At 45.8% G+C, this 22338-nt stretch carries 20 protein-coding genes and 3 rRNA genes; 11 read left to right on the forward strand and 12 right to left on the reverse strand.

Annotation, left to right across the window (positions count from 1 at the left end):
- The coding region (locus tag QUB25_RS20665) for a CHAT domain-containing tetratricopeptide repeat protein (protein ID WP_333185578.1) at nucleotides 1–2213 on the forward strand (2213 nt) is incomplete at its 5' end.
- 18 nt (nucleotides 2214–2231) lie between these two features.
- Here QUB25_RS20665 and QUB25_RS20670 read toward each other — a convergent pair.
- Entirely contained in the window at nucleotides 2232–2885 is a 654-nt protein-coding gene (locus QUB25_RS20670; RefSeq protein WP_333084576.1) for a Crp/Fnr family transcriptional regulator, read from the reverse strand.
- 423 nt (nucleotides 2886–3308) lie between these two features.
- On the opposite strand from QUB25_RS20670, the gene hslO reads away from it, so the two are divergent.
- From hslO to QUB25_RS20685, 3 genes are all read left to right on the forward strand, one after another.
- Nucleotides 3309–4208, forward strand: a complete 900-nt coding sequence (gene hslO, locus QUB25_RS20675) for an Hsp33 family molecular chaperone HslO (protein ID WP_333060432.1) — start codon at nucleotides 3309–3311, stop codon at nucleotides 4206–4208.
- Nucleotides 4209–4454: 246 nt separating this feature from the next.
- Nucleotides 4455–6518 (forward strand): hypothetical protein, encoded by a 2064-nt coding sequence (locus tag QUB25_RS20680; protein WP_333185580.1) that lies wholly within the window; start codon nucleotides 4455–4457, stop codon nucleotides 6516–6518.
- A 59-nt stretch (nucleotides 6519–6577) separates the two neighbouring features.
- Nucleotides 6578–6988 carry an ester cyclase gene (locus QUB25_RS20685; protein ID WP_333162670.1) on the forward strand — a complete coding sequence of 137 codons (411 nt, stop codon included), beginning with the start codon at nucleotides 6578–6580 and terminating at the stop codon, nucleotides 6986–6988.
- Nucleotides 6989–7125: 137 nt separating this feature from the next.
- Here the strand turns inward: QUB25_RS20685 and QUB25_RS20690 are convergent, their stop codons facing one another.
- Both QUB25_RS20690 and QUB25_RS20695 read right to left on the reverse strand, forming a co-directional pair.
- Entirely contained in the window at nucleotides 7126–7599 is a 474-nt protein-coding gene (locus QUB25_RS20690; protein ID WP_333060435.1) for a TspO/MBR family protein, read from the reverse strand.
- 301 nt (nucleotides 7600–7900) lie between these two features.
- Entirely contained in the window at nucleotides 7901–8482 is a 582-nt protein-coding gene (locus QUB25_RS20695) for a hypothetical protein (protein WP_333060436.1), read from the reverse strand.
- Nucleotides 8483–8846: 364 nt separating this feature from the next.
- Between QUB25_RS20695 and QUB25_RS20700 the strand changes: the two genes are divergently transcribed.
- Complete coding sequence (locus QUB25_RS20700) at nucleotides 8847–9161, forward strand: zinc ribbon domain-containing protein (RefSeq protein WP_333036151.1); 315 nt, start codon at nucleotides 8847–8849, stop codon at nucleotides 9159–9161.
- Between the two features lie 163 nt (nucleotides 9162–9324).
- On the opposite strand, the gene QUB25_RS20705 is transcribed toward QUB25_RS20700, so the two are convergent.
- The gene (locus QUB25_RS20705) at nucleotides 9325–9687 is read right to left on the reverse strand and encodes a YkvA family protein (protein WP_333185583.1); all 363 of its coding nucleotides are present in this window, start codon (nucleotides 9685–9687) and stop codon (nucleotides 9325–9327) included.
- Between the two features lie 60 nt (nucleotides 9688–9747).
- Nucleotides 9748–10209, reverse strand: a complete 462-nt coding sequence (locus QUB25_RS20710) for a hypothetical protein (RefSeq protein ID WP_333185585.1) — start codon at nucleotides 10207–10209, stop codon at nucleotides 9748–9750.
- 79 nt (nucleotides 10210–10288) lie between these two features.
- Here QUB25_RS20710 and QUB25_RS20715 point away from each other — a divergent pair, with 79 nt between their 5' ends.
- A complete protein-coding gene (locus tag QUB25_RS20715; RefSeq protein WP_333185587.1) occupies nucleotides 10289–11116 on the forward strand; it encodes an NAD-dependent epimerase/dehydratase family protein in 828 nt (275 codons plus the stop codon).
- Between the two features lie 285 nt (nucleotides 11117–11401).
- Here the strand turns inward: QUB25_RS20715 and QUB25_RS20720 are convergent, their stop codons facing one another.
- The 7 genes from QUB25_RS20720 to sufB all read right to left on the reverse strand — a co-directional run bounded on the left by QUB25_RS20720 (nucleotide 11402) and on the right by sufB (nucleotide 19151).
- Entirely contained in the window at nucleotides 11402–12025 is a 624-nt protein-coding gene (locus QUB25_RS20720) for an SAM-dependent methyltransferase (RefSeq protein ID WP_333185589.1), read from the reverse strand.
- 324 nt (nucleotides 12026–12349) lie between these two features.
- Complete coding sequence (locus tag QUB25_RS20725) at nucleotides 12350–12766, reverse strand: hypothetical protein (RefSeq protein ID WP_333185590.1); 417 nt, start codon at nucleotides 12764–12766, stop codon at nucleotides 12350–12352.
- A gap of 97 nt (nucleotides 12767–12863) precedes the next feature.
- Nucleotides 12864–13856, reverse strand: a complete 993-nt coding sequence (locus QUB25_RS20730) for a hypothetical protein (RefSeq protein ID WP_333185592.1) — start codon at nucleotides 13854–13856, stop codon at nucleotides 12864–12866.
- 66 nt (nucleotides 13857–13922) lie between these two features.
- Nucleotides 13923–15185: a SufS family cysteine desulfurase gene (locus tag QUB25_RS20735; RefSeq protein ID WP_333185594.1), complete on the reverse strand. Its 1263-nt coding sequence runs from the start codon at nucleotides 15183–15185 to the stop codon at nucleotides 13923–13925.
- A gap of 121 nt (nucleotides 15186–15306) precedes the next feature.
- The gene (gene sufD / locus QUB25_RS20740; protein WP_445251971.1) at nucleotides 15307–16638 is read right to left on the reverse strand and encodes a Fe-S cluster assembly protein SufD; all 1332 of its coding nucleotides are present in this window, start codon (nucleotides 16636–16638) and stop codon (nucleotides 15307–15309) included.
- Nucleotides 16638–17429 carry a Fe-S cluster assembly ATPase SufC gene (sufC, locus tag QUB25_RS20745; RefSeq protein WP_333044221.1) on the reverse strand — a complete coding sequence of 264 codons (792 nt, stop codon included), beginning with the start codon at nucleotides 17427–17429 and terminating at the stop codon, nucleotides 16638–16640. The genes sufD and sufC overlap by 1 nt, the downstream gene beginning before the upstream one ends.
- A 282-nt stretch (nucleotides 17430–17711) precedes the next feature.
- The gene (gene sufB, locus QUB25_RS20750) at nucleotides 17712–19151 is read right to left on the reverse strand and encodes a Fe-S cluster assembly protein SufB (RefSeq protein WP_333185599.1); all 1440 of its coding nucleotides are present in this window, start codon (nucleotides 19149–19151) and stop codon (nucleotides 17712–17714) included.
- 186 nt (nucleotides 19152–19337) lie between these two features.
- Between sufB and sufR the strand changes: the two genes are divergently transcribed.
- The 5 genes from sufR (at nucleotide 19338) to rrf (QUB25_RS20775) (ending at nucleotide 22223) form a co-directional block, all read left to right on the forward strand.
- Nucleotides 19338–20036 (forward strand): iron-sulfur cluster biosynthesis transcriptional regulator SufR, encoded by a 699-nt coding sequence (gene sufR / locus QUB25_RS20755; protein ID WP_333185601.1) that lies wholly within the window; start codon nucleotides 19338–19340, stop codon nucleotides 20034–20036.
- A gap of 109 nt (nucleotides 20037–20145) precedes the next feature.
- Nucleotides 20146–20553 (forward strand): hypothetical protein, encoded by a 408-nt coding sequence (locus QUB25_RS20760; RefSeq protein ID WP_333185603.1) that lies wholly within the window; start codon nucleotides 20146–20148, stop codon nucleotides 20551–20553.
- 196 nt (nucleotides 20554–20749) lie between these two features.
- A 5S ribosomal RNA gene (gene rrf, locus QUB25_RS20765) occupies nucleotides 20750–20866 on the forward strand.
- Between the two features lie 591 nt (nucleotides 20867–21457).
- Nucleotides 21458–21574, forward strand: a 5S ribosomal RNA gene (rrf, locus tag QUB25_RS20770).
- Between the two features lie 532 nt (nucleotides 21575–22106).
- A 5S ribosomal RNA gene (rrf, locus tag QUB25_RS20775) occupies nucleotides 22107–22223 on the forward strand.
- Nucleotides 22224–22338: the final 115 nt, after the last annotated feature.

A 22338-nucleotide genomic window follows, 5' to 3' on the forward strand; every position in this document is an offset into this window, starting at 1 on the left:
TGGGAAATCTGGGAAAGGCTTACTTTTCCCTCGGCGACTACGCCAAAGCGATCGAGTACAGTCAGCAGTTGTTGGCGATCGCGCGAGAAATTAAAGACCGCCGAAACGAGGGGAAAGCTCTGGGAAATCTGGGAAATGCTTACTTTTCCCTCGGCGACTACGCCAAAGCGATCGAGTACACTCAGCAGTGGTTGGCGATCGCGCGAGAAATTAAAGACCGCCAAAGCGAGGGGGGGGCTCTGGGAAATCTGGGAAAGGCTTACTTTTCCCTCGGCGACTACGCCAAAGCGATCGAGTACAGTCAGCAGTTGTTGGCGGTCGCGCGAGAAATTAAAGACCGCCAAAGCGAGGGGGGGGCTCTGGGAAATCTGGGAAATGCTTACTTTTCCCTCGGCGACTACGCCAAAGCGATCGAGTACCAACAGCAGTTGTTGGCGATCGCGCGAGAAATTAAAGACCGCCGAAGCGAGGGGGTGGCTCTGGGAAATCTGGGAAATGCTTACTTTTCCCTCGGCGACTACGCCAAAGCGATCGAGTACCAACAGCAGCATTTGGCGATCGCGCGCGAAATTAAAGACCGCCAAAGCGAGGGGGCGGCTCTGGGAAATCTGGGGCTTGCTTACCTTTTGCTCGGCGACTACGCCAAAACCATCAAGTACCAACAGCAGCTTTTAGCGATCGCGCGAGAAATAAAAGACCGCCAAAGCGAGGGGACGGCTCTCAACAATCTAGGATTGGCTCTCTCCATATCTGGCAATCTCCCAGCAGCAGAGAAAAACCTACTTGATAGTATTAAAGTTTTGGAATCTCTCCGTACTGGATTAGACGATGCCAATAAAGTGTCAATATTTGAAACCCAAACTAACCCCTATGTCCTTTTACAAGAACTCTTCATTGCTCAGAAAAAAACTAATGACGCTTTAGAAATTGCCGAACGGGGAAGAGCCAGAGCTTTTGTGGAGTTATTGGCATCTCGCCTTGCCGCATCTGCCTCTGTCCCAATTACTATCAACCCCCCCAATATCGAGCAAATTCAACAAATCGCTAAAGAGCAAAACGCTACCCTCGTCGAGTATTCAACTATTAATAAGGAAGCCCTTTATATTTGGGTCATCAAGCCGACTGGTGAAATTACCTTTCGCTCAGTTGACCTCAAATCTCTGAACATCAATCTACCCGAAGCCACCGAACAGACAAGAGTATCTGCTGCTACCGGGAGGAGAGGATTAAACGAGCCAGATACAGCCTTAGCTGAGATGATTCGCGGCACTCGCGAGGCTCTGGGTGTCTCGGTGGGGGACACTGCCAATAAACAAACAGCAAATCCCCCTGCTTCTACCCCTGCTAATTCTCGGATAATCTACCCCAAATTACAGCAAAGTTATCAACTACTGATTCAACCCATTGCCGATCTTTTACCTACTGACCCGAATGCTCCTGTCATCTTCATTCCCCATCAATCCCTGTTTTTAGTTCCCTTTGTCGCCTTACAAGATCCGACAGGTCAATATCTGATTGAAAAACATACCATCCTCACCGCTCCCGCCCTGCAAATTTTGCAGTTAACCCGCCAATCACGGCAAAAAGTCCGACAACTTTCTCTCCAGAATAACTTAGTTGTAGGCAATCCAATTATGCCCAAAATTGGCAACCCGCCGCGCCAATTAGATCCCTTACCGGGCAGCGAACAGGAAGCAATTACAATTGCCCAACTTCTGAATACTAAACCGATTACAGGCAGTCAAGCCACTAAAGCATCGATTGTTCAACAGATGCTAAAAGCCCGGATTATTCATCTGGCAACTCACAGATTACTCAATGAAGTGAAGAGGCGAGATTTACCGGGAGCGATCGCCCTGGCTCCATCAGGAAATGATGACGGATTGCTGACTTCGAGTGAAATTTTGGATTTAAAATTAAATGCAGAATTAGTGGTATTAAGTGCTTGCAATACTGGCCGAGGAAAACTCACAGGTGATGGTGTGCTTGGATTATCTCGTGCTTTAATTAGTGCGGGTGTTTCCAGTATTATCGTTTCTCTGTGGTTAGTGCCCGATGAGCCGACAGCGGAATTAATGGCAGAATTCTATCGCCAGTTACAGAAAAACCCGAATAAAGCTCAAGCTTTGCGGCAAGCGATGCTGATGACAATGAAGATGCACCCAACTCCGCAAGATTGGGCAGCGTTTACGCTGATTGGCGAAGCAGAATAAGATTTTTTTCTGCGCTTGCTACACTGCTTGAGGGTTGCAGCCAAACAAATCGGAGGTGGAAGCAAAAACATCTTTGTTAAGAATTAAATGCCGATCGCCATCTCGACTGATTAACCCTTGCTGCTGCAATTTCCCCAGCATTCGAGTTACTGTTACCCGCGTCGTGCAAATCGCATTAGCAATATCTTGATGTGTCAAGCGGATATTCAAACGAGTTCCCTCAACCACAGGCTGACCGAATTCCTGTTGCAATAATAGCAGTAGCTGATACAAACGGTCATCTACTCGTCGCTGTCCGGCGATCGCTAAAATTGCTTCCATTTGCCGCAGTCGCCGTACCATTTGAGGCAACAACTCGTGAGCCAATTGAGGAGAAGCTTCGATTTCCACCATAGAATACCACATCAAATAAATATCTGATGTGGCCGTAGCTCGGTAAGTCTGCAAGTTTGTCAACCACAAACCGAAGCACATCGAAGGCCCAACCCAACCCAAAAGTCCTTCTTCCCCGGTTGGATAAAGCGTGCTCAGTTGTGCTAGACCTTGACAGACTCGCCAAAGACCGTGCGACATCATAGGAATGGTTTCCCCCTTAGCATAAAAATGCAAGTTTCTAGTCGCTCCTGTGTTATGCTGGATTTCCGCTAAAAGTGCTTTGGATGTTAATGGCATATCCCTTATTTCCAGCTAAAAAACATCGGTCTGAGACCTACGCATCTCACTCTAGCCGGCCAAGGTAAAGGTTTGGTAATCGTCTGGTTAGCGCCAAGATAAGCTTTAGTTGTTAGTCAGTAGTTTTAGTCATTAGTCATGAGTTGTTAGTTGTTATAAAAGGACTGATAACCGGGTAGATGATGGAAAATAAATGCAGTCCTTATTGCGGGCATATTAAATAAATATTTAAGTGGAAGAATCAATCAGAGTATTGGTTAATAAATAGTTGGTCGATCGAGGTTTTATAAAAAACAGAGGCGAGTTCTGAAGTTCGATCGCACTCCCAGGCCCGCCGAGTCAACTGCTGCTATCTGCTGCCACAACCTTCAAGAACTTCTAAAATAGTTCAAGAAGGTATCAAAAGACAAAGTAAGGTTTTTCATGGCCGATCAATTAATTCGCGCTACAGCCGCAGAGGGCGGAATTCGCGCTGTAGGCGTCATTTCCACCCGCCTCACCGAAGAAGCAAGACAGCGGCACAAGCTCTCCTACGTGGCTACAGCCGCCCTCGGGCGCACAATGTCGGCAGGGCTGTTACTCGCCTCCAGCATGAAACGGCCCGAATCGAGAGTCAACATTCGCATCAAAGGAGATGGGCCGCTGGGCGGGCTTCTAGTGGATGCGGGACTTGATGGAACGGTTCGAGGTTATGTGGACAATCCCGAAGTGGAACTGCCGCCCAATGCTAAAGGCAAACTCGATGTGGGCGGGGCAATAGGTGACGGGTATTTGTACGTGGTGCGGGACGTTGGATATGGCTTCCCTTATTCAAGTACGGTGGAATTGGTTTCCGGCGAAATTGGCGACGATCTGAGTCATTATTTGGCAACCTCGGAGCAAACGCCTTCGGCTCTAGTTTTGGGGGTGTTTGTAGGGGCGGGCGGGGTAGAAGCGTCTGGGGGTGTGCTGTTGCAGGTTCTGCCGAAGGCGGCAACGGACGAAAAATTGGTGCAAACTTTAGAATCTAGAGTTGCTGAATTGTCCGGCTTTACGCCGCTGCTGCGATCGGGCAAAACGCTGCACCAGATTCTCGAAGAATTACTGGGAGATATGGGCCTGGAAATTTTCCCGGAAACTCAGATGGTGCGCTTTGACTGTGGCTGTTCGTTCGATCGAGTTTTGGGAGCTTTGAAAATGTTGGGCGAAGCCGAACTCCAAGACATGATTGAAAAAGATGGGGGGGCTGAGGCTACGTGCCATTTCTGCAACGAGGTTTACAAAGCTAATAGCGACCAACTTGCGGAACTGATCGGCGATTTGCGCTCAAACTCCGGTTCTTGAGACGATAATGTGTAATTGGCTCTATTGAGTGCGAGTTAGGGATGACGGCCTTGACCAATTGCCAATTACGCATTATCAATTACCTAATCACAAAATTTTGATTTTGGCGGTTTGGCGATCGGCCCTTGCAGTCTAGGGCCGACGGGAGTATGTAAAAGTGATGAATACATTTTATAGAGCAGTTGATAGCAGCGCTCGCAGTTTTTAAATAACTAACGCTGGCTGGTTGCTGTTTGTGGTGAGGATATGAGTCAAGATCGCAAAATACCAGGCCGTTGGTCTGCATCAGAATCCTTGGAGTCAACAAAGGATACTTCGTCGCTGGTGCGCTTACCAGCAAGGAAAAACCGGGCTGAACGACTTAAAGAGCTCCGAGAGTTGGTTACTTCGGGAAAACTGCCGGGAGGGCATCTGGAACTACCGCCGAATTTGTCTGGGGAAAACTCGCAGCCGCCGGGGGCACATAATCCGTTTTGGCGGAACTGGTCGAATAAGTGGCAGTTTTGGCTGGCGCTGAGTTTGATGCTATCGGTGGGCATGGGGTTTGTGGCAATTGCATCTTTACTCAACCTGACCTCGCAGTCCAATTGCTCAAAGATTTTTTGGCCGACAGCTTCTGCTAACGATCGCTTTTTTTGTGCTCAAGAAGCAGCAAGCAGGCGGACGGCGGATGATTTGCTCAGGGCGATCGAATTAGTGAATGCTTTGCCACAAAACCATCCGCTGCGGCCGAGAATTAACACTCAAATCGATCGGTGGTCGGAGGATATTCTTAGGCTGGGAAATGCTAGTTTCCAAGAAGGAAAGCTGGATGAGGCGATTGCGCTCGCTCGCAAGGTTCCTAAAAACGTTCCCGCTTACCCGAAGATGGAAAAGCAGATTGAAAAGTGGCAGTCGATATGGAGCGATGGAGAGAAAATTTACCGCACGGCTGAAGACCACTTGCGTCAGGAAGAGTGGACGCTGGCTTTCAGCCAAGCTACTCTGCTTTTGGATTTGGGAAATACTTTCTGGGAATCGGCTAAGTACGAGGAATTGACTAAGCTAATTCAGACGACTCGGGCTGAGGGCAATAAGTTGCTAAAAGCCCGGAATACAGCCTCCGAGGGAGGTCTCGACAATCTGGTGACGGGGATTAAGCTGGCTCAGGGAATTGGTCAAAACAGTTATTTGTATCAAGCTGCCAATAAGGCAATCACGGAATTTAGCAAGAAAATTCTGGAGATCGCCCAAAAACGATTGCAGGCAGGGGATTGGCAGGAGGCGATGGCGATCGCTAACAAGATTCCAGAGTCTGCAAATTTAAGGGAACAAGTACAAGATTTTAATGAGTTGGCGAATGCTACTTCTCAGGCTTTGACTGGCTCTGTTGAGGGTTTCTCCAAGGCGATCGAGATTGCTCAAAAGTTGAAGTCCGGCCGCCCTTTATACAAACAAGCTCAAGATTTAGTCGGCCGCTGGCAACAAGAAATGGCTGATGTGAAAGTTTTGGATTTGGCAAGCAGGCTGGCGGCGCCTGGTGGGGTAAATGATTTGAGGGCTGCGATCGCGCAATTGCAAACAGTCCCGGAATCAAATCCCCGCGCTTCGGAAGCTCGCAGTCAAATTAGCACCTTGAGCCGTCAAATCGAGCTGCTGGAAGACAGTCCGTATTTGCAAAGAGCCAACGATTTGGCGAGTATGGGCGATCCGAATGCTCTGGAAGCGGCCGTTGCTCAAGCTTCTCGGATCGCTAGAGGTAGGGCGCTTTACGTCGAAGCTCAAACCAAAATTCAAGCTTGGATCGAGAGGAGACAGCGGCTTGTTGACCAGCCGTTTTTGGATAGAGCTCAGCAGCTAGCGGCGAGCGGCAATTTGGCGGGGGCAATTGAGATGGCCCGCCGGATTCGATCGGGACGGGTGCTTTATGAGGAAGCTCGATCAAACATTCGGACTTGGGAGGCTCAATTTCAGGGCGAGCAAGGTTTGGAGAACGCCCGTCAGGCTGCCCGAGCGGGGACTGCGGAGGCTCTGCAAACGGCTATTGCGCTGGCCCTTCAGGTGCCGGAGTCGAGTTCGCTCCGGTGGCAGGTGAGTGAGGCGATTGATGAGTGGAGCCAGCGGATTTTGGCGCTTGGTGTGGAACAGTCGTCGTCGGATCTGGCTGGGGCGATCGCGACTTTGAAGAAAATTCCCTCGGGTACTCGGGCTTTTGAGCAAGCTCGATCGCAAATCAAAGTTTGGGAGGAGTCGCTGAACCCTCCCGATGCTGAATCTCCCCCTCCCGAACCGCCGGAAACTGAGCCTCCGAGCAGATCTCTAAGTCAGTAAATTTGAGGGTGAGAAGGTGCTAATTAATATCTTTAGTTATCTGTATTAGGGAACTAAAAATGAAAACGCCCAAGCAAGTCCTCCAAGACTGGGTTTCTGCTTATAACGCTCGTGACCCTCACGCCCTGATCGAGCTTTATCACGACGATGCACAGAACCATCAAGTTGCCTTTGGCGATCCTCTAAACGGGCGTGAGGCATTGCTTGAGAGTTTTGTTAGCTTCTTCCAAGCCTTTCCAGACAATTACACGCACGCTGAGAATCTGTTTGAGGATGGCGAGTGGGCGATCGTCGAGTGGACTGGTGGTGGCACCTTTCTAGGTGAGTTTGGTGGCAACCTACCAACTGGCAAAAGTTTTACGCTAAAAGGCTGTGGCTTCTTTCATGTTGTTGATGGCAAAATCCATTTTCAACGCGGTTACATAGACAAGCACACTTGGTTCATGCAGCTTGGGTTACCGATATCATAAGCTTCCAGTTGTGCAACTGTACAATTATTCCGCATCAAGTCTTTGCGCACTAAAACCTGCGTTGCAGGTAGATACTACCTAAAAAAGGTGCTTTTTCCCGATGCTTGTCATCCCATTAAAAGGACTAATTCCAGATCCTAAACATCCGCCGGATTGAGGTGCATCATTGCCCAAGTGGTGTAAGTGCCGATCGGACTCCAAAGTATGTAAGGCAGCAATAACAGGGCGGCCGGCTCCGAAACTGGCAACACCGTTAAAGCGAGGATAACGCTTAAAATAGCGCCCGTTCCGCCGATTATGGTGCCGACTTTTAGGCTCCTAACTTTGCACATAACCGAGGTGTAAGATATAGTTACTATTTCTAAAAGCAGGTACAAACCCATTCTCAGCCAAGTCTCCTGAGTTCCTGGTTCTTTTTCCCACACAATCACTGCTGACCAAGCTGCACAAATAAAAATTACTGTCCAAATTATGGGAATTGCTTTTTCAAATACTAGCCATCTCGGACGCTGCAACCGGTTGAACCATTGGATGTCCCTGGGCGCGATTATGTTAGCAGCTAAAGCTACTACAAAGGCGACGCCTCCAATTACCATCCAGGATTTAATCATTTTTTTACCTTGGGCGAGGTTGACAGGTTCAATTCAGCAGATATTATCTCTAATTTTGGCGCTCGCGCAATCTGTCTCTAGTTATATTAGGTTTGGTTCCGTCGCGAAACCCAATATCAGTTGAAAAGTAATTTAGACTTCTGGGAAATCTCAATTTATTTTCTTCTATTCCGTTTCATAATATAAAAAATGTGACTCTTGCTGCCTCCCCTTGAAAAGGGGAGGGTTCGGGTCTGCTTTTCAGTAAAATTGACCAGTAAATTGAACAAAAAGTCTCTTAGTTTTTCAAAAAAATCGGCGATTAGCCGAGCCGATGATGCTGTTCTAATTCTAAACTAGAGTCATTCTCTTTTTTGGGAACCAGAAGCGTATTTTCACTGCTCGGTTGCAACACGGCTTTAATCACTTGGAGAAAACGGTTAGGCTTTTTGGTTTGACCGTTGAGAGTGCGCCGGTCTTGCACTTTTTTAGAAAGGTGCCTCATCACAGATAAATCGAGTTCATCTATGAAATGGTCTGCTATACGTTCTCCCATTAAATCAATAGCTTCAGCATACTGCTCGGTTAGCGTTTCTATGGCATCGTATGCTTCGTCAGCAACTTGACTTGCTACTGTTTTATTTTGGTCGCCTGATGTCTGGGAATGGCTGCGGCGTCGGTCTAAAAGACTTTGGTAGTCAGCAATGCTCATTCCCAAATTGTAAAGATGGTGGTGAGCGTGATCCATCAAATCTACTTCACTCGGATAGAAGAAACCGCGAGTGCTGTTGATGCCGTGCAGTTTTGCCCAACGCCGCAGATTTGTCTCATCTTGCAGTTCGTATCGCTCTAACATTTGAGCTGTGTTCAGCTCTACTTCTGGCGTAACTTTGAAATCGCTCATCGGTAAATCCTCGCTGGTGAGTAAATAAATAAAATTGAAACTTAGAATCTGTGATTTGCGTACAGTCTGAAAATGATGATCAATCCTTTGACGGCATCCACGGAAGTCTTGCGGGCATTTGCTAGGCGTCGATCGTGCGATCGTTGGATCGAGTCAGAGGATTTCAGGGTACTTTTGAGCTTTGTCTCGATCGCATCCGGGAGCAAGCACACAGGGTTAATAATATAGCTGATTTAAGGTTTCAACAACCGTTAAAAATAGTAAAGTTTGATTTTTAGGGTTGAATTATTAGTAATGTTGAGCTATAATATTCTCAATAACCGTGCAATTAGTAATTTTAGTAGTTGCAAACGAGATTCTTAGTATGCCTGTATACGATTATTTGTGTCCCGAAAACAACCAGCAGTTAGAAGTTTGGCACAGCATGAACCTGGAAGTTTCCACTTGGGGTCAACTGTGTGAGTTGGCTAAGTGCGAACCAGGGGAGACTCCCGCAGATGCTCCGGTACGCCGGCTGCTGAGCGCTCCGAGGTTGATGAAGCCGACATCCGACACCGATTATAAAAATTCGGGTTTCAGCAAGTACGTGAAGCGGGATGAAGGGGTTTATGAAAATGTCACGGCTAAGGATGGTGAAAGCCGTATTGTCAATCGAGATGGTAAGCCGATTAAAGACTGAGAATCCACAATAATCAAGTTTTCAGTTGAGTGAATTACAGATATTGGGTAGGGACACGGCAGTGTCGTGTCCTGTCTTTTATCCGATTGACAACTCCTATATTATTCCGATTATATTATGCGGATGCCGACGGAAACAAAACGCTCCACCGGACATAATATTATTAGCCAAACCAATCTTTCATTTTTTGTTTGGCTTGTTCTTTAGTATCAGCATTAATGTATACTGACACAGTAGCTATTGCCGCCAGCAATACTCCCAAATCGTCGGTAAATCCGATGCCGACTAATATATCGGGAATGGCATCAACAGGAGATATAAAATAGGTCAAAGCTCCAAGTACAACTCCTTTTGCCCAAGCAGGCACATTTGGGTTCTGAGCCGTATAGTAGAGAATCAAAGCTTTTTCAACTACTTCTCTTCCTGCGGTTAAAGCAAAGTTTTTAAGTTTAATCCAAAAACTTTCATCTGAATAGTTGATTTTGGGGTTGCTGAGGTTTGTTGTGGTTCCTTTCCGGTCGATCAAATCGAGAGGAATGCCCTTAGTTTTAAGCTGGGAAACAGCAGAATTGAAGGAGGCTGATGTCTAATTTTTATTAGGGGCGGCATCCCGTAGTTGTTTCATATCTGCGAGGAATTCCTGCATGGCTTGGATTTGCAAGTCGGAAACCGCGAGCAGTTTTTTTGCTGATTGGATCGCCTCGCTTTCTCCGGGATGCAGCGTCTTATTGGCTCCAGCAATGTTTATTAAAAAATACATGACTCCCAAACGCAGCGGTTCTTCTGACTGGCTGAGTGTTTGTAAACAGTCGCTGAGTGATGGGGGACTGGCTGTGTAGGATTGGATTTGAGTCTTTGCAGAGTCAGAAAATTTGTCTAAATTTATGGTTTTAAACAACAAATCTAGTTCGTCAATATTAAAGGAACCATCGGCGGCTGCGATCGCAAACAAAGAACCATAAAAAGCTAAAAGTTCGCTTTCTGAGGATGTGGCAAAAATATCTCTCTCGGACACGATGCTACTCCGATTGATAACGATGCTTTGCATTTTACCACAAAACTCAGCGCGCCATGATTTCAGAAACCGGCAATAATTTTAGAGAGTATGAAACAAAGGAGAATTTTTTATGAAAGTTGCGATCGTCGGCTGCGGCTATGTGGGTACTGCGACAGCCAAACATTTACGCGGCAAATCTGATTGTATCGTGACGGCGACAACTACCACGGCGACGCGAGTCGTTGAGTTGGAGGGTGTCGCCCAGCGAGTAGCCGTGCTCAAGGGAAATGACAAAGATGCAATGACGGCTGTATTGCAAGAACAAGATGCTGTTATGCTGTGCGTAGGTGCTCCCAATTCTGATACTTATCAGGAGAGTTATTTAGATACAGCGACTACTTTGGTATCGGTTTTAAAGCAGATACCGACCGTAAAACAGGTTATTTATACGGGTACTTATTCTGTGTATGGCGATCGCCAAGGTGAAGTGGTAAATGAAGATTCACCCGTTGCGCCCGCTAATCCAAACAGTGAAATTCTCGCAGAAACCGAACGGGTGTTATTAGCAGCATCTAATGCCAATCTTCACGTCTGCATTCTCCGTTTGGGAGGAATTTATGGGCCTGGACGAGAATTAGTTAAAATCTTTGGGCGCTGGGCTGGGAACACTCGCCCCGGTGCGGGGGAAGATGTTACTAATTGGGTGCATCGGGATGATGTGGTTGGGGGGTTAACCTTTGCTTTGGAAACTCGATTGCAGGGCATTTACAATTTAGTCGGGGATGTGTCGCTATCCAGTCGCGAATTGCTCGATCGCATTTTTGAAACTCACAATTTGCCGCCAGCTTCTTGGGATAAATCTGTTACCAGCGTGCGGCCTTATAATGCGAGGGTGTCGAATCAAAAAATTAAGGCGGCTGGTTATCAATTTATACATCCTGAAATTAGGGAGTATTAATGGAGGAGTGAATGGCGTCATTGAGGGCGATCGCTCTTTTGTGATGTTCGTAATTAACAAGGCGAGCGCTCTTTGATTTATATCAAGTCTGGTCAATCACTCACAATAATAGTGTGGGATATCTATCGGCGCAGACTTTTGATCCCATTCGTCCTCAGTACAAACTTAATTAATTATAATTATTGACGCGGGCTTGATATTATTGACAGATAAAGGCAAAGAAATAAAGGGTGATCCCGAACTAATTGTAGATGCACTCTCGGGAAAATTATCGGCTGGTATCATTTACAACCGCTGAAACAAATCCATCCGATAGCGTTTGTGATGGCGCGCTAAATCTAGCATCAAAAAACGTTTGCGTGGGTCACCAAGATGCTTCAAAAACTGTGCAGAATCGTGGAGGAAGGTATCGTGAACAATCTCGCCATTCAAGATAAAACTTTCCACTGGATACCGAAAGTGAACCATCAAAAGATAACCGCCAGGAAGTAATTGGTTAATGATTTTTTCCTTGGTTGCCTGGAGGTCATCTTTGCTCAAATAATAGCCCACTTCTGAGAATAAAATGAAATCGAAATTCTCAGTTGGAAACTGTTGGGGTATTTGCATCTGCTGAAAGCGGACCTGTGGAAGATCGTGGCAGCGTTTGCGCGCTTCTTGTAATCCTACTTCTGAATAATCTACTGAAAGCAATCTGTCACATTTTTTGGCAAGTTTCTGGGTGAGGACGCCGATAGCACATCCGATTTCAAAAGCATTTTTGAATCGGACTTTGGGCAAGCATCTGATCGTTGTTCTGAATTTACTGGTTTCATAAAAGCTAGACGTGTATCGCCAAGGATCTGAATTTTGGCGGTAGGTTTCATCAAAGAAGCTAGATTGTACTGATTCCGGTTCTGAAGGTTTCATTGTTAACCTCTGTAAGTTACACAATATCTAACTAAATATACTAAAAAAAAAAATAGATTCAGGATTTACTAAATAATTTAATTTTTACACTATATGTAGGGTTAATGTCGTCAGTGTTCACCCTAGATATAGAGTCTGTACGTAATTGCTGATATCGCATCCTTCACTTTCTTCTCACTGATGAATGACAGGTGGGACGCCTGTCCCACAATACATCTAATGAATAAAGGGCGAGCGCACTTCACTTAGGTTGTGGTAAATATTGTTTTATTACAGCATTACTAATGCTTTCCCTTCTTCCCAAGACAGCGAAATATTGTTTTATTACAGCATTACTAATGCTTTCTCTTCTTCCCAAGACAGTGAAATATCGAGTTTTCCTGATGCTGTAAATGTTTTATCTGCCAACAGAGGCGTCTCTAATTTTACACACATTCTGGCGGAATAATTACCTTCTTGTCCGCCGACAACTAGCTTTTCTATTGCATCGAGTTTTGATGGATATACTAAATTAGGGAACCTAACGTTATCAAAAGTTACGTTAACAATATATTTGCCGGATTCACCTCCGCCAATGCTCATATAACACTCGTCATCTGCACCCAAGGTAACTAAATTTTTAGTGGTCACATTTAACTCGCGGATACCTTGTTCTATTTGGCTCCAAGTAGGACTTTCTATTAAATCACCTTCATCCTGGTTGCAAACCCAATTTTCTGCTGATAGGTTTAACACAAACATTCTCACCTGATTATATTTGGGGTGCGCTCACTCTCTTCTTCATCCGCGTTCATCCGTGTTCATCTGCCTTCATCTGCGGTCAAAAAAAGGGCGAGCGCTAAATTAAATAATTATCTCGATAACGTTCCTGTGCCATTTGTCGTGCTTCAAATTCATTCCATTGCTGGATAGGTCGTAAAGTTTCTACAGTTGTCAATTCATCGGGAATTGGTGTACCAATTATTTGATTGATTACTTCGGCTATTACCCGACAACAGCTTTGGGGCCAACAGACTACTTGCTCCTCAGCAAATCTAATGACTATCCATCCTTTTTCTAAAAAGAGTTGATGGCGCTGATTTTCTTGAACAAGCACTTCGTAATTTTTAGGCTCACCGGTTTCATAGTGATAAGGTTTATCAATTGTTATATCAATACGTAAATTTGTTAATTTATCAAAATAAGAAATTTCAATACAGTAAGGTTGATAGGAATGGGATTTTTGGATGATTAAATTGTTATTAATTTTATCTGGGAATAATTGCTGTAAGTTCTTATAAAATTTACTTTCAAGCCACTGAGACTTTGTACTGACAATTCTACCTTCAGGAGGGACGGTTTTTATGATAATATCTTTAATTATCTGATAGCGATACTGCTTTATTTTTTCAGGTTTTTGGGATTCTGCTATCTGCCGTTTATGCTGAATCTCACGCTTTTGCCATTCTGCTAACAAATCTTTATAATCGCGCATTTGTTGCTTGTATTGATTAAGTGTTCGTAAGTAAGACACTTGTTGTTGCCAGAAGTTCAAGGCAGTAACAAAAATTCCCCCTACAGAAATATAGACACTGATGATAATATTTCTACTGGCAATCAGACAAATAGTTGCAAAAGGAATAATTAATGGGAGAGATTTATAAAAAAACAAAAATACATCAATTGGTTGGGGCTTATAACTAGGAGGTAAAGGTTTTGGTTCACTAAATTTCCATGTAAATGGAACTGCATCCAGAGCTTGAATAACAGGGTCAGGCAAGAGGATAATAGGATATTGATTCATGTTTTTTAGTGGTTGTATTATTAAACGATAATACTCAACTATTTTCACGAGATATTCCGCTCGGCCAATGCAAACGATGTTCTAACAAGGTGGGCATTTGCCCACCTCACCAAATTATCCCATAATCCCACCAAAAAAGTCGATAGTCTCTTTCAACGCTTTCACAAACACATCAATCTCCTCGCGAGTATTGTAAAAATACAAACTCGCCCGCGCCGTAGATGAAACGTTCAAATAGCGGTGCAAAGCTTGCGTGCAGTGATGCCCGGAACGAATGGCGACTCCCTCCTGATCTAACATGGTAGACAAGTCTTGAGGGTGAATTTCTCCTGCAGTAAATGCCGCCAAAGCTGCCCTACCTTCGCCGTTGCTGTCTGGTTGTGGCCCGTAGATTTTAATCTCGGGAATTTGCCGCAATTGTTGGAACATATAAGCAGTCAATTCAGCTTCGCAAGCGTGAATCTTATCCATGCCAATGTTACTAAGATAATCGATTGCTGCACCAAGGGCGATCGCCTCTCCGATTGCAGGCGTGCCGGCCTCAAATTTGTGCGGCAAATCGGCATAGGTGGAATAATCGAGAAACACGTCAGCAATCATCTCGCCGCCGCCAAAAAACGGAGGCATTTCTCTCAGCAAGTCCAGTTTACCGTACAGAAAACCGATGCCTGTCGGAGCGCACATTTTGTGACCGGAAGCAACCAGCCAATCGCAATCTATTGCTTGCACGTCTACTATCATGTGCGGCACGCTTTGGCAAGCATCAATTAAAACTCTTGCGCCGAAACTGTGGGCAATTTTGCAGATTTCTTTAACTGGACTGATGCAGCCTAAAGTATTAGAAACGTGAACGGTTGACACCAATTTAGTTTTATGGGAAATCAGCGTTTTAAACTGTTCCAAATCAAACTCGTTAGTTTCCGTTAACTCGACAAACTTCAGTACCGCACCAGTTCTTTGAGCAATCATTTGCCAGGGAACGAGATTGCTGTGGTGTTCCATCACCGACAGAATAATTTCATCTCCAGCTTGCAGATTGCTCAAGCCCCAAGAATAAGCAACCAAATTAATCGCCTCGGTGGCGTTGCGAGTATAGACAATTTCTTGCCGCGACGCCGCATTCACAAAAGCCGCAACTTTGTCTCTAGCAGCTTCGTAAGCATCAGTCGCTTTGGCGCTGAGAGTGTGAGCGCCACGGTGGACGTTAGAATTGTATTTCTCGTAGTAGTCGCGCCAAGCATTGATGACAGCTAGAGGTTTTTGAGAAGTAGCTGCATTGTCTAAATAAACTAGCGGTTTACCGTTGACTTTTTCATTCAAAATTGGGAAGTCGCCGCGAACTTTTGATGCAAGTGTTTTTTCTTGAATAAGTGTCATAAATTTCAGAAGTTAATAATGATTTGGGCGCGGTTGTTGCTGATTCTGGGCGGGCTAGAAGCTCACCCCACAAGAACATTTAATGTTTGTGGAACAGGCTTCTAGCCTCTGGGTGATTCTTTTATCCTTGGATAGCCACACAGGTAGAAAGCATTTTCGCCACGCCCAGAATCGGTAATTGATTGAGCATTTCTGCCGCAAAAGCATCAATCAGCAAATAGCGGCTTCTTTCTAAATCCAAACCGCGACTTTGCAAGTAGAAAAGCTCATCATCTTCTAATTGACTGACAGTTGCACCGTGGGAACATTTAACGTTGTCGGCGACAATTTCCAACTGCGGTTTGGTATCTACACGCGCCCTGGGCGACAGCAACAAATTCCGGCTCAATTGTCCGGCATCTGTCAATTGTGCGGCTTTGCGAACGAAAACTTTGCCGTTAAATACAGCGCGAGCTTTGTTGCCTACAATGCACTTGTGCAATTGGCGGCTTGTACCGTGTGGGTGATTGAAATCGATTAAACTGTGAGTGTCCGTCAACTGTTCCCCAAAGGCTACGCTTAAGCCGTTTAAAGTTGTTTCAGTGGCTTCGCCGCGCTGAAAAACTTCTAAATTGTGCCGCGATATTTTGCCTCCCAAGCTGATAGCATGGCAAGTATAACGGCTATTACGAGATTGCTCGATCGCACTTTTGCCGATATGAACAACCTCTCCACCTTCCCGCTGCAGCCGAACGTGATTAACAGTGGCGTTTTCGCCGACAACAACATCGGTTACAGCATTCGTAAATGCAGCGACATTACCGATAGTTGCGTAATCCTCAACCAGGGTCACGCTGCTTCCAGGCTCAGCTATAATTAAGCAGTGCGGCTGGCACATCGTGGGAGATGCACCAGGCGCTGTCAGGAACAGCAAGTGAATCGGAAGGTCTATCGACATATTGGCCGGCACGAACACCACCGCAGAATCCGCCAAACCCGCAGTATTCAGCGCCGTAAACACTTCGGTTTGCTGTCTGTGCTTGCTCAAAACATCGCTGATGCGCCCTTGATATTTTTCGGGTACATTGGATAGATTACCTGCGTAAAAGTCCGGCAAATTCGGCAAATTCAGCGTTGATAAATGCGGCGCATAAAAACCATTGACAAAGACCAATCTTAATGGTAAATCTGCCTTGTCTTTCACAGGCATCGTAATATCAGACAGCTTAATTTCTGACTGATTGCTGGTCGGCAAATGCAACGGAATTTGTAACAGCGGCGACAAATCAGTAAAACGCCATTCTTCATCCTTCACTGTCGGAAAATGAGAAGAAAGCACGTATTGAGTTGCAATATCGCGCAAAGCATCCAACCCGTAAAGAGAACTTTTGAGATGAGCAGCGCCCAACTTTTCACACTGATTCACCAAATCAGTCAAAAACATTTCCCTACTAGCAACTTGCGTATTCATCATCATCGCGCGCCTACTCCTGCTGCTTCCTCTTCCACAACCCAGTCATAACCGCGTTCTTCCAATTCCAGCGCCAACTCTTTCGGGCCAGTCAAGATAATTCTGCCCGCTTCCATGACGTGAATAAAATCAGGAATAATGTAATTCAGCAACCGCTGATAGTGAGTAATCACCAACATCGAATTTTCAGCAGTTGACAACTGATTCACACCGCCGGCGACAATCTTGAGAGCATCGATATCCAAACCCGAATCAGTCTCGTCCAAAATAGCTAATTTCGGTTCCAACAGCGCCATTTGCAAAATTTCATTCCGCTTTTTCTCGCCGCCGGAAAAACCCTCATTTACGCTGCGGCCTAAAAAAGAATCATTCATCTTGACAATATCCAGCTTGTCCTCGATTAAATCTTGGAAATCAAAAGCATCCAATTCTTCCAAGCCGCGATGTTTGCGGTGAGAATTGTAAGCCACGCGCAAGAAATCCAGATTGCTAACGCCGGGAATTTCTAAAGGATATTGGAACGCTAGGAATACACCAGCCAGAGAGCGTTCTTCTGGCGGTAATTCCAGCAAATTTTGACCCAAAAAAGTAACTTCTCCGCCCGTTACCGTATAAGCAGGATGACCGGCTAATATCTTGGATAAAGTGCTTTTTCCCGAACCGTTCGGGCCCATAATCGCGTGAATTTCACCCGATTTAATTTCCAGATTCAAACCCTTAAGGATTTGGGTATCTTCCACATTCGCAGTTAAATCGCGGACGGATAGCACCACTTGACTATTTTCTACAATCATCTATTTTTGTCCTTTTCCTCAATGCACTTTACAGTTTTTTCTTCTCGTTCCTAGGCTCTGTCTCTTGGTGACCAATTAACGTTAAACCGATAGTCCGCCAGGGAATGAATTCCCTGTCTCAAAGCTAAAGTCCTCTGAAGAGGACTGAGAAGAAAATTTTTAAACTCATTAGTCCTGTTTAGAGGAGTTTAGCTATTAGCCAAGGAATTCATTCCCTGGCGGACGGGGAGCTTAAGTTGTCACCGATGGACTCAGCCTGGAAGGGTTTCTTGGCCGCGAAAATTATCCGACACTTCCTTCCAGTTTCAGACTCAACAGCTTATCAGCTTCCGCCGCAAATTCCATCGGTAACTGATTGAAAACATCTTTACAGAAACCGCTAATCATCATCGAAATAGCATTTTCTGCGGAAATTCCCCGCTGTGCGAAGAAGAACAATTGCTCTTCTCCAATCTTAGAAGTAGAAGCTTCGTGTTCCACTTTAGCAGTGTGGTTCTGCACTTGAATATAAGGGAAAGTATTCGCTTGAGCGTTATCCCCAATCAACATGGAATCGCACTGAGAGTAATTGCGAGAGCCTTTAGCATTAAGCCCCATTTTCACCAAGCCGCGATAGCTGTTGGATGAATTACCCGCCGAAATTCCCTTAGAAATAATCGTGCTGCGAGTGTTTTTACCAACGTGGATCATTTTGGTGCCGGTGTCAGCTTGCTGCTTGTTATTTGTCAGCGCTACCGAGTAGAATTCGCCTACCGAGTTGTCGCCGACTAACACGCAACTGGGGTATTTCCAAGTAATTGCGGAACCGGTTTCTACTTGTGTCCAAGAAATTTTAGAATTGACTCCCTGACACAAACCGCGTTTCGTCACGAAGTTGTAAATGCCGCCTTTGCCGTTGGCGTCGCCGGCGTACCAGTTTTGCACTGTCGAGTATTTGATGTCGGCATTGTCCATTGTTACCAATTCCACGACGGCGGCGTGCAGTTGATTGGTGTCAAACATCGGCGCGGTGCAGCCTTCTAGGTAAGACACAGAACTGTTTTCTTCTGCAACAATTAGGGTGCGCTCGAACTGGCCGGAATCTCCGTTGTTGATGCGGAAATAGGTTGACAATTCCATCGGGCATTTGACGCCTTTTGGAATGTAAACAAAGGAACCGTCGCTGAATACCGCTGAGTTGAGGGCTGCGAAAAAGTTGTCGCCGACTGGTACAACGCTGCCGAGATATTTTTCTATTAGTTCGGGATAATCTTTGACGGCTTCTGAGATGGAACAGAATATAACGCCGTCTTTGGCTAGTTTTTCTCTAAAGGTTGTGGCAATTGAAACGCTGTCAAAAACGGCGTCAACGGCGACATTTCCGAGCCGTTTTTGTTCGGAGAGGGGAATGCCGAGTTTCTCGAAGGTTTCTAGGAGTGTCGGGTCTACTTCATCCAAACTGTTGAGCTTTTTGGGCTTTTGTTTGGGCGCGGAATAGTAGATAATTTGTTGGTAGTCGATCGCGGGATAGTTGACGTGGGGCCAGGTGGGCTCGGTCATTTTCAACCACTGCCGGTATGCTTTGAGGCGGAATTGCAGCATGAATTCCGGTTCGTTTTTCTTAGCGGAAATCAGGCGGACTACATCTTCGCTCAAGCCGCGGGGGATGGTGTCTGACTCGATGTCGGTGACAAAACCGTATTTGTAGGGCTGGTTGACTAGGGTTGTGACTGTAGAGCTCATTAATTTTGCGCTTTCGAGTGTTCTGGATAAGTCTCTCAAAGATGGCAGACGCTGAACTGTCGGGGGCCCGGCCAGTTCTGGGGGCTGCTCTGGTAAGTAAAACAACTGATTTGTTGCTTTAGTATATTTTAAGCTACATTAACAACAGTGATATTGTCAAAGTCAAATTAATAATTTTTTGTGAAGATGATGGAGACTACTCAGCAGACTTCCACGAAACAAGACATCCTGGAATATTTGCTCAAGGAGGGGCAGGGGACGGCTCTTGAGTTGGCGGAGTCTTTGGATATCAGCCCGCAGGCGATTCGCCGTCATTTGAAGGATTTGGAAGCGGACGGGCTGATTCAGTATCAGTCGGTTCAGGCTGGGATGGGGCGGCCGCAGCACATTTATGAGCTTACCAGTCTGGGGCGCGATCGATTCCCGAATCGTTACGGCGATTTTGCAGTCTCTTTCTTGGATACTTTGGCGGAAACCGTCGGCCGCGAGCAAGTGATTACTATCCTGCGAAAACAGTGGCAGCGCAAGGCTACGGACTACCGGCGGCTAGTGGGTGCGGGTTCGCTGCAAGAACGGGTGACTAAGTTGGTGGAACTCCGCAGGGCTGAAGGTTATATGGCTGAGTGTTATCCTGTAGAATCTGTAGAGGTTGGGATCTGCGATCGCGTTGGTTTGGACGATCGATTTGTGTTGATGGAACACAACTGCGCGATTTCTAATGTTGCTGAAACTTTTCCGAGTGTCTGCGGTAATGAGTTGGAAATGTTTGCAGCGGTTTTGCCGGATTGTATTGTGGAGCGGACTCACTCGATTATTAATGGGGAACACCGCTGCGGTTATTTGATTGCAAGGAAGAAGGAAGAAGTTCGGCAACGGATTTTCTAACGGATTTAACGGATGTCACGGATGAAAGTTCGGCAACGGATGAGTGTAACGGATGTCACGGATGTCAGGGATTACCAATTACCGATTAGCCATTACCAATTTTTAATATATGGAACCGCTAGCAGATTTTTTAAAGCCGCAAGAGTGTGCCGAAGTTGATATGGCGCTGCTGTCGTCGAAGGAAAAGTTTTCGGCGCGGGTGGCAATTTATGCTTTAAGGGTGCTCAAGCAAATTTCTGGGGAGACGGGTTTGCCGGTGGCTGAGGTGACTAATGGGCAGGTGATGGATTGGATTAAGAATGATGAGAGTATTAAAGGGTCGATCGAACTTGATGCGAGTTTTGAAAACTTTTTTACGAATTTGGTCGTTGCGTCTTTGCGGCCTTTGAGGCAAATTGCGACAGAATCGGGAGGGGCGATCGAACAATTAACAGTTAAGCAGGTCGTGGCGTGGTTTGAGAAGGACGGGAAAATTCGCAGAGAACAGGGAACCGAGGCGGCTTTTTTAGATTTGTGAGTTAAAGGTCGATCGGCAACAGTGGCAAATAATACGTCAAACTCGGCTATGGGGGGCGGTTTCGGGTGATCAAAAAAAAGTTTTGATAAAGGGGTTGACAGACAAAGGAAAACTTGATAAGGTAATTAAGTCGAGCGAAAGAGATGCAGCGCATCAAACTGAACGCAGACACAGGATAAAAAGTTTTCAAAGCTTTCCTGGTGCTTATGATGTAATGGAACCACTCCGATCCATCCCGAACTCGGTTGTTAAACGTTGCTATGGCGAAGATACTCGGCGGGTCACTGCCCGGTAAAATAGCTCAGTGCCAGGTTAATAATAAATTAAAGCTCTTTTCCCGCAACAACGGAAAAGGGCTTTAGTTTTTTGGTGAATTATTACTCATCTACACAAAAGCTCGTCTAGGGCCACCGGATCTCTAACCCCAACTTCCCACAAGAATTGTTGAAGATGTCTTTGGTGCCAGTTTTGTAGAAATCTCAATATTTGCAGCCAGCAGCAGATTAGGGGTCGATCGAACTTGATGCGAGGAAGGAAAACTTTTTTACGAATAGGGTTGTTGCGTCTTTGCGACCTTTGAGGCAAGTTGCAATGGAAGCCGAAAGGGCGATCGAACGATTAACAGTTAAGCAGGTGGTGGCGTGGTTTGTGAAGGACGGGAAAATTCCCACAGAACAGGGAACCGAGGTGGCGTTTTTGGATTTGTGAGTTAAAGGTCGATCGGCCGCGCACCCAAACCCGGCCTCAAACCCAGATAATCCAAGCGGTTTCGGGCGCTCGAAAAAAACTTTTGATAAAGGGGTTGACAGACAAAGGAAAACTTGATAAGGTAATTAAGTCGAGCGAAAGAGATGCAGCGCATCAAACAAAACGCAGACACAGGATAAAAAGTTTTCAAAGCTTTCCTGGTGCTTATGATGTAATGGAACCACTCCGATCCATCCCGAACTCGGTTGTTAAACGTTGCTATGGCGAAGATACTCGGCGGGTCACTGCCCGGTAAAATAGCTCAGTGCCAGGTTAATAATAAATTAAAGCTCTTTTCCCGCAACAACGGAAAAGGGCTTTAGTTTTTTGCTGAATTATTACTCATCTAAACAACAGCTCGTCTTGGGCCCTTTGTAGAAATCTCAATATTTTGGGCCAGCAGCAGATTAGGGGTCGATCGAACTTGATACGAGTTTTGAAAACTTTTTTACGAATTTGGTAATTGCGTCTTTGCGGCATGAGAGGCAAGTTGCGATGGAAGCCGAAAGGGCTATCGAACAATTAACAGTTAAGCAGGTCGTGGCGTGGTTTGTGAAGGACGGGAAGATTCGCCGAGAACAGGGAACCGAGGCGGCGTTTTTGGACTTGTGAGTTAAAGGTCGATCAACCGCGCACCCAAACCCGGCCTCAAACCCCGATAATTCAAGCGGTTTCGGGCGCTCGAAAAAAAGTTTTGACTTTGGGGTTGACAGACAAAGGCAAACTTGATACAGTAATTAAGTCGAGCGAAAGAGATGCAGCGCATCAACTGAACGCAGACACAGGATTAAAGTTTTCAAAGCTTTCCTGGTGCTTATGATGTAATGGAACCACTCCGATCCATCCCGAACTCGGTTGTTAAACGTTGCTATGGCGAAGATACTCGGCGGGTCACTGCCCGGTAAAATAGCTCAGTGCCAGGTTAATCATAAATTAAAGCTCTTTTCCCGCAACAACGGAAAAGGGCTTTAGTTTTTTGAGGAGTTAGGCGAAAAGAGAAAGTGAATATTACAACTAAAACCTCATAGCAGATAACCT

The sequence above is a fragment of the Microcoleus sp. B3-D7 genome, assembly GCF_036705305.1.
Classification (GTDB): Bacteria; Cyanobacteriota; Cyanobacteriia; order Cyanobacteriales; family Microcoleaceae; genus Microcoleus.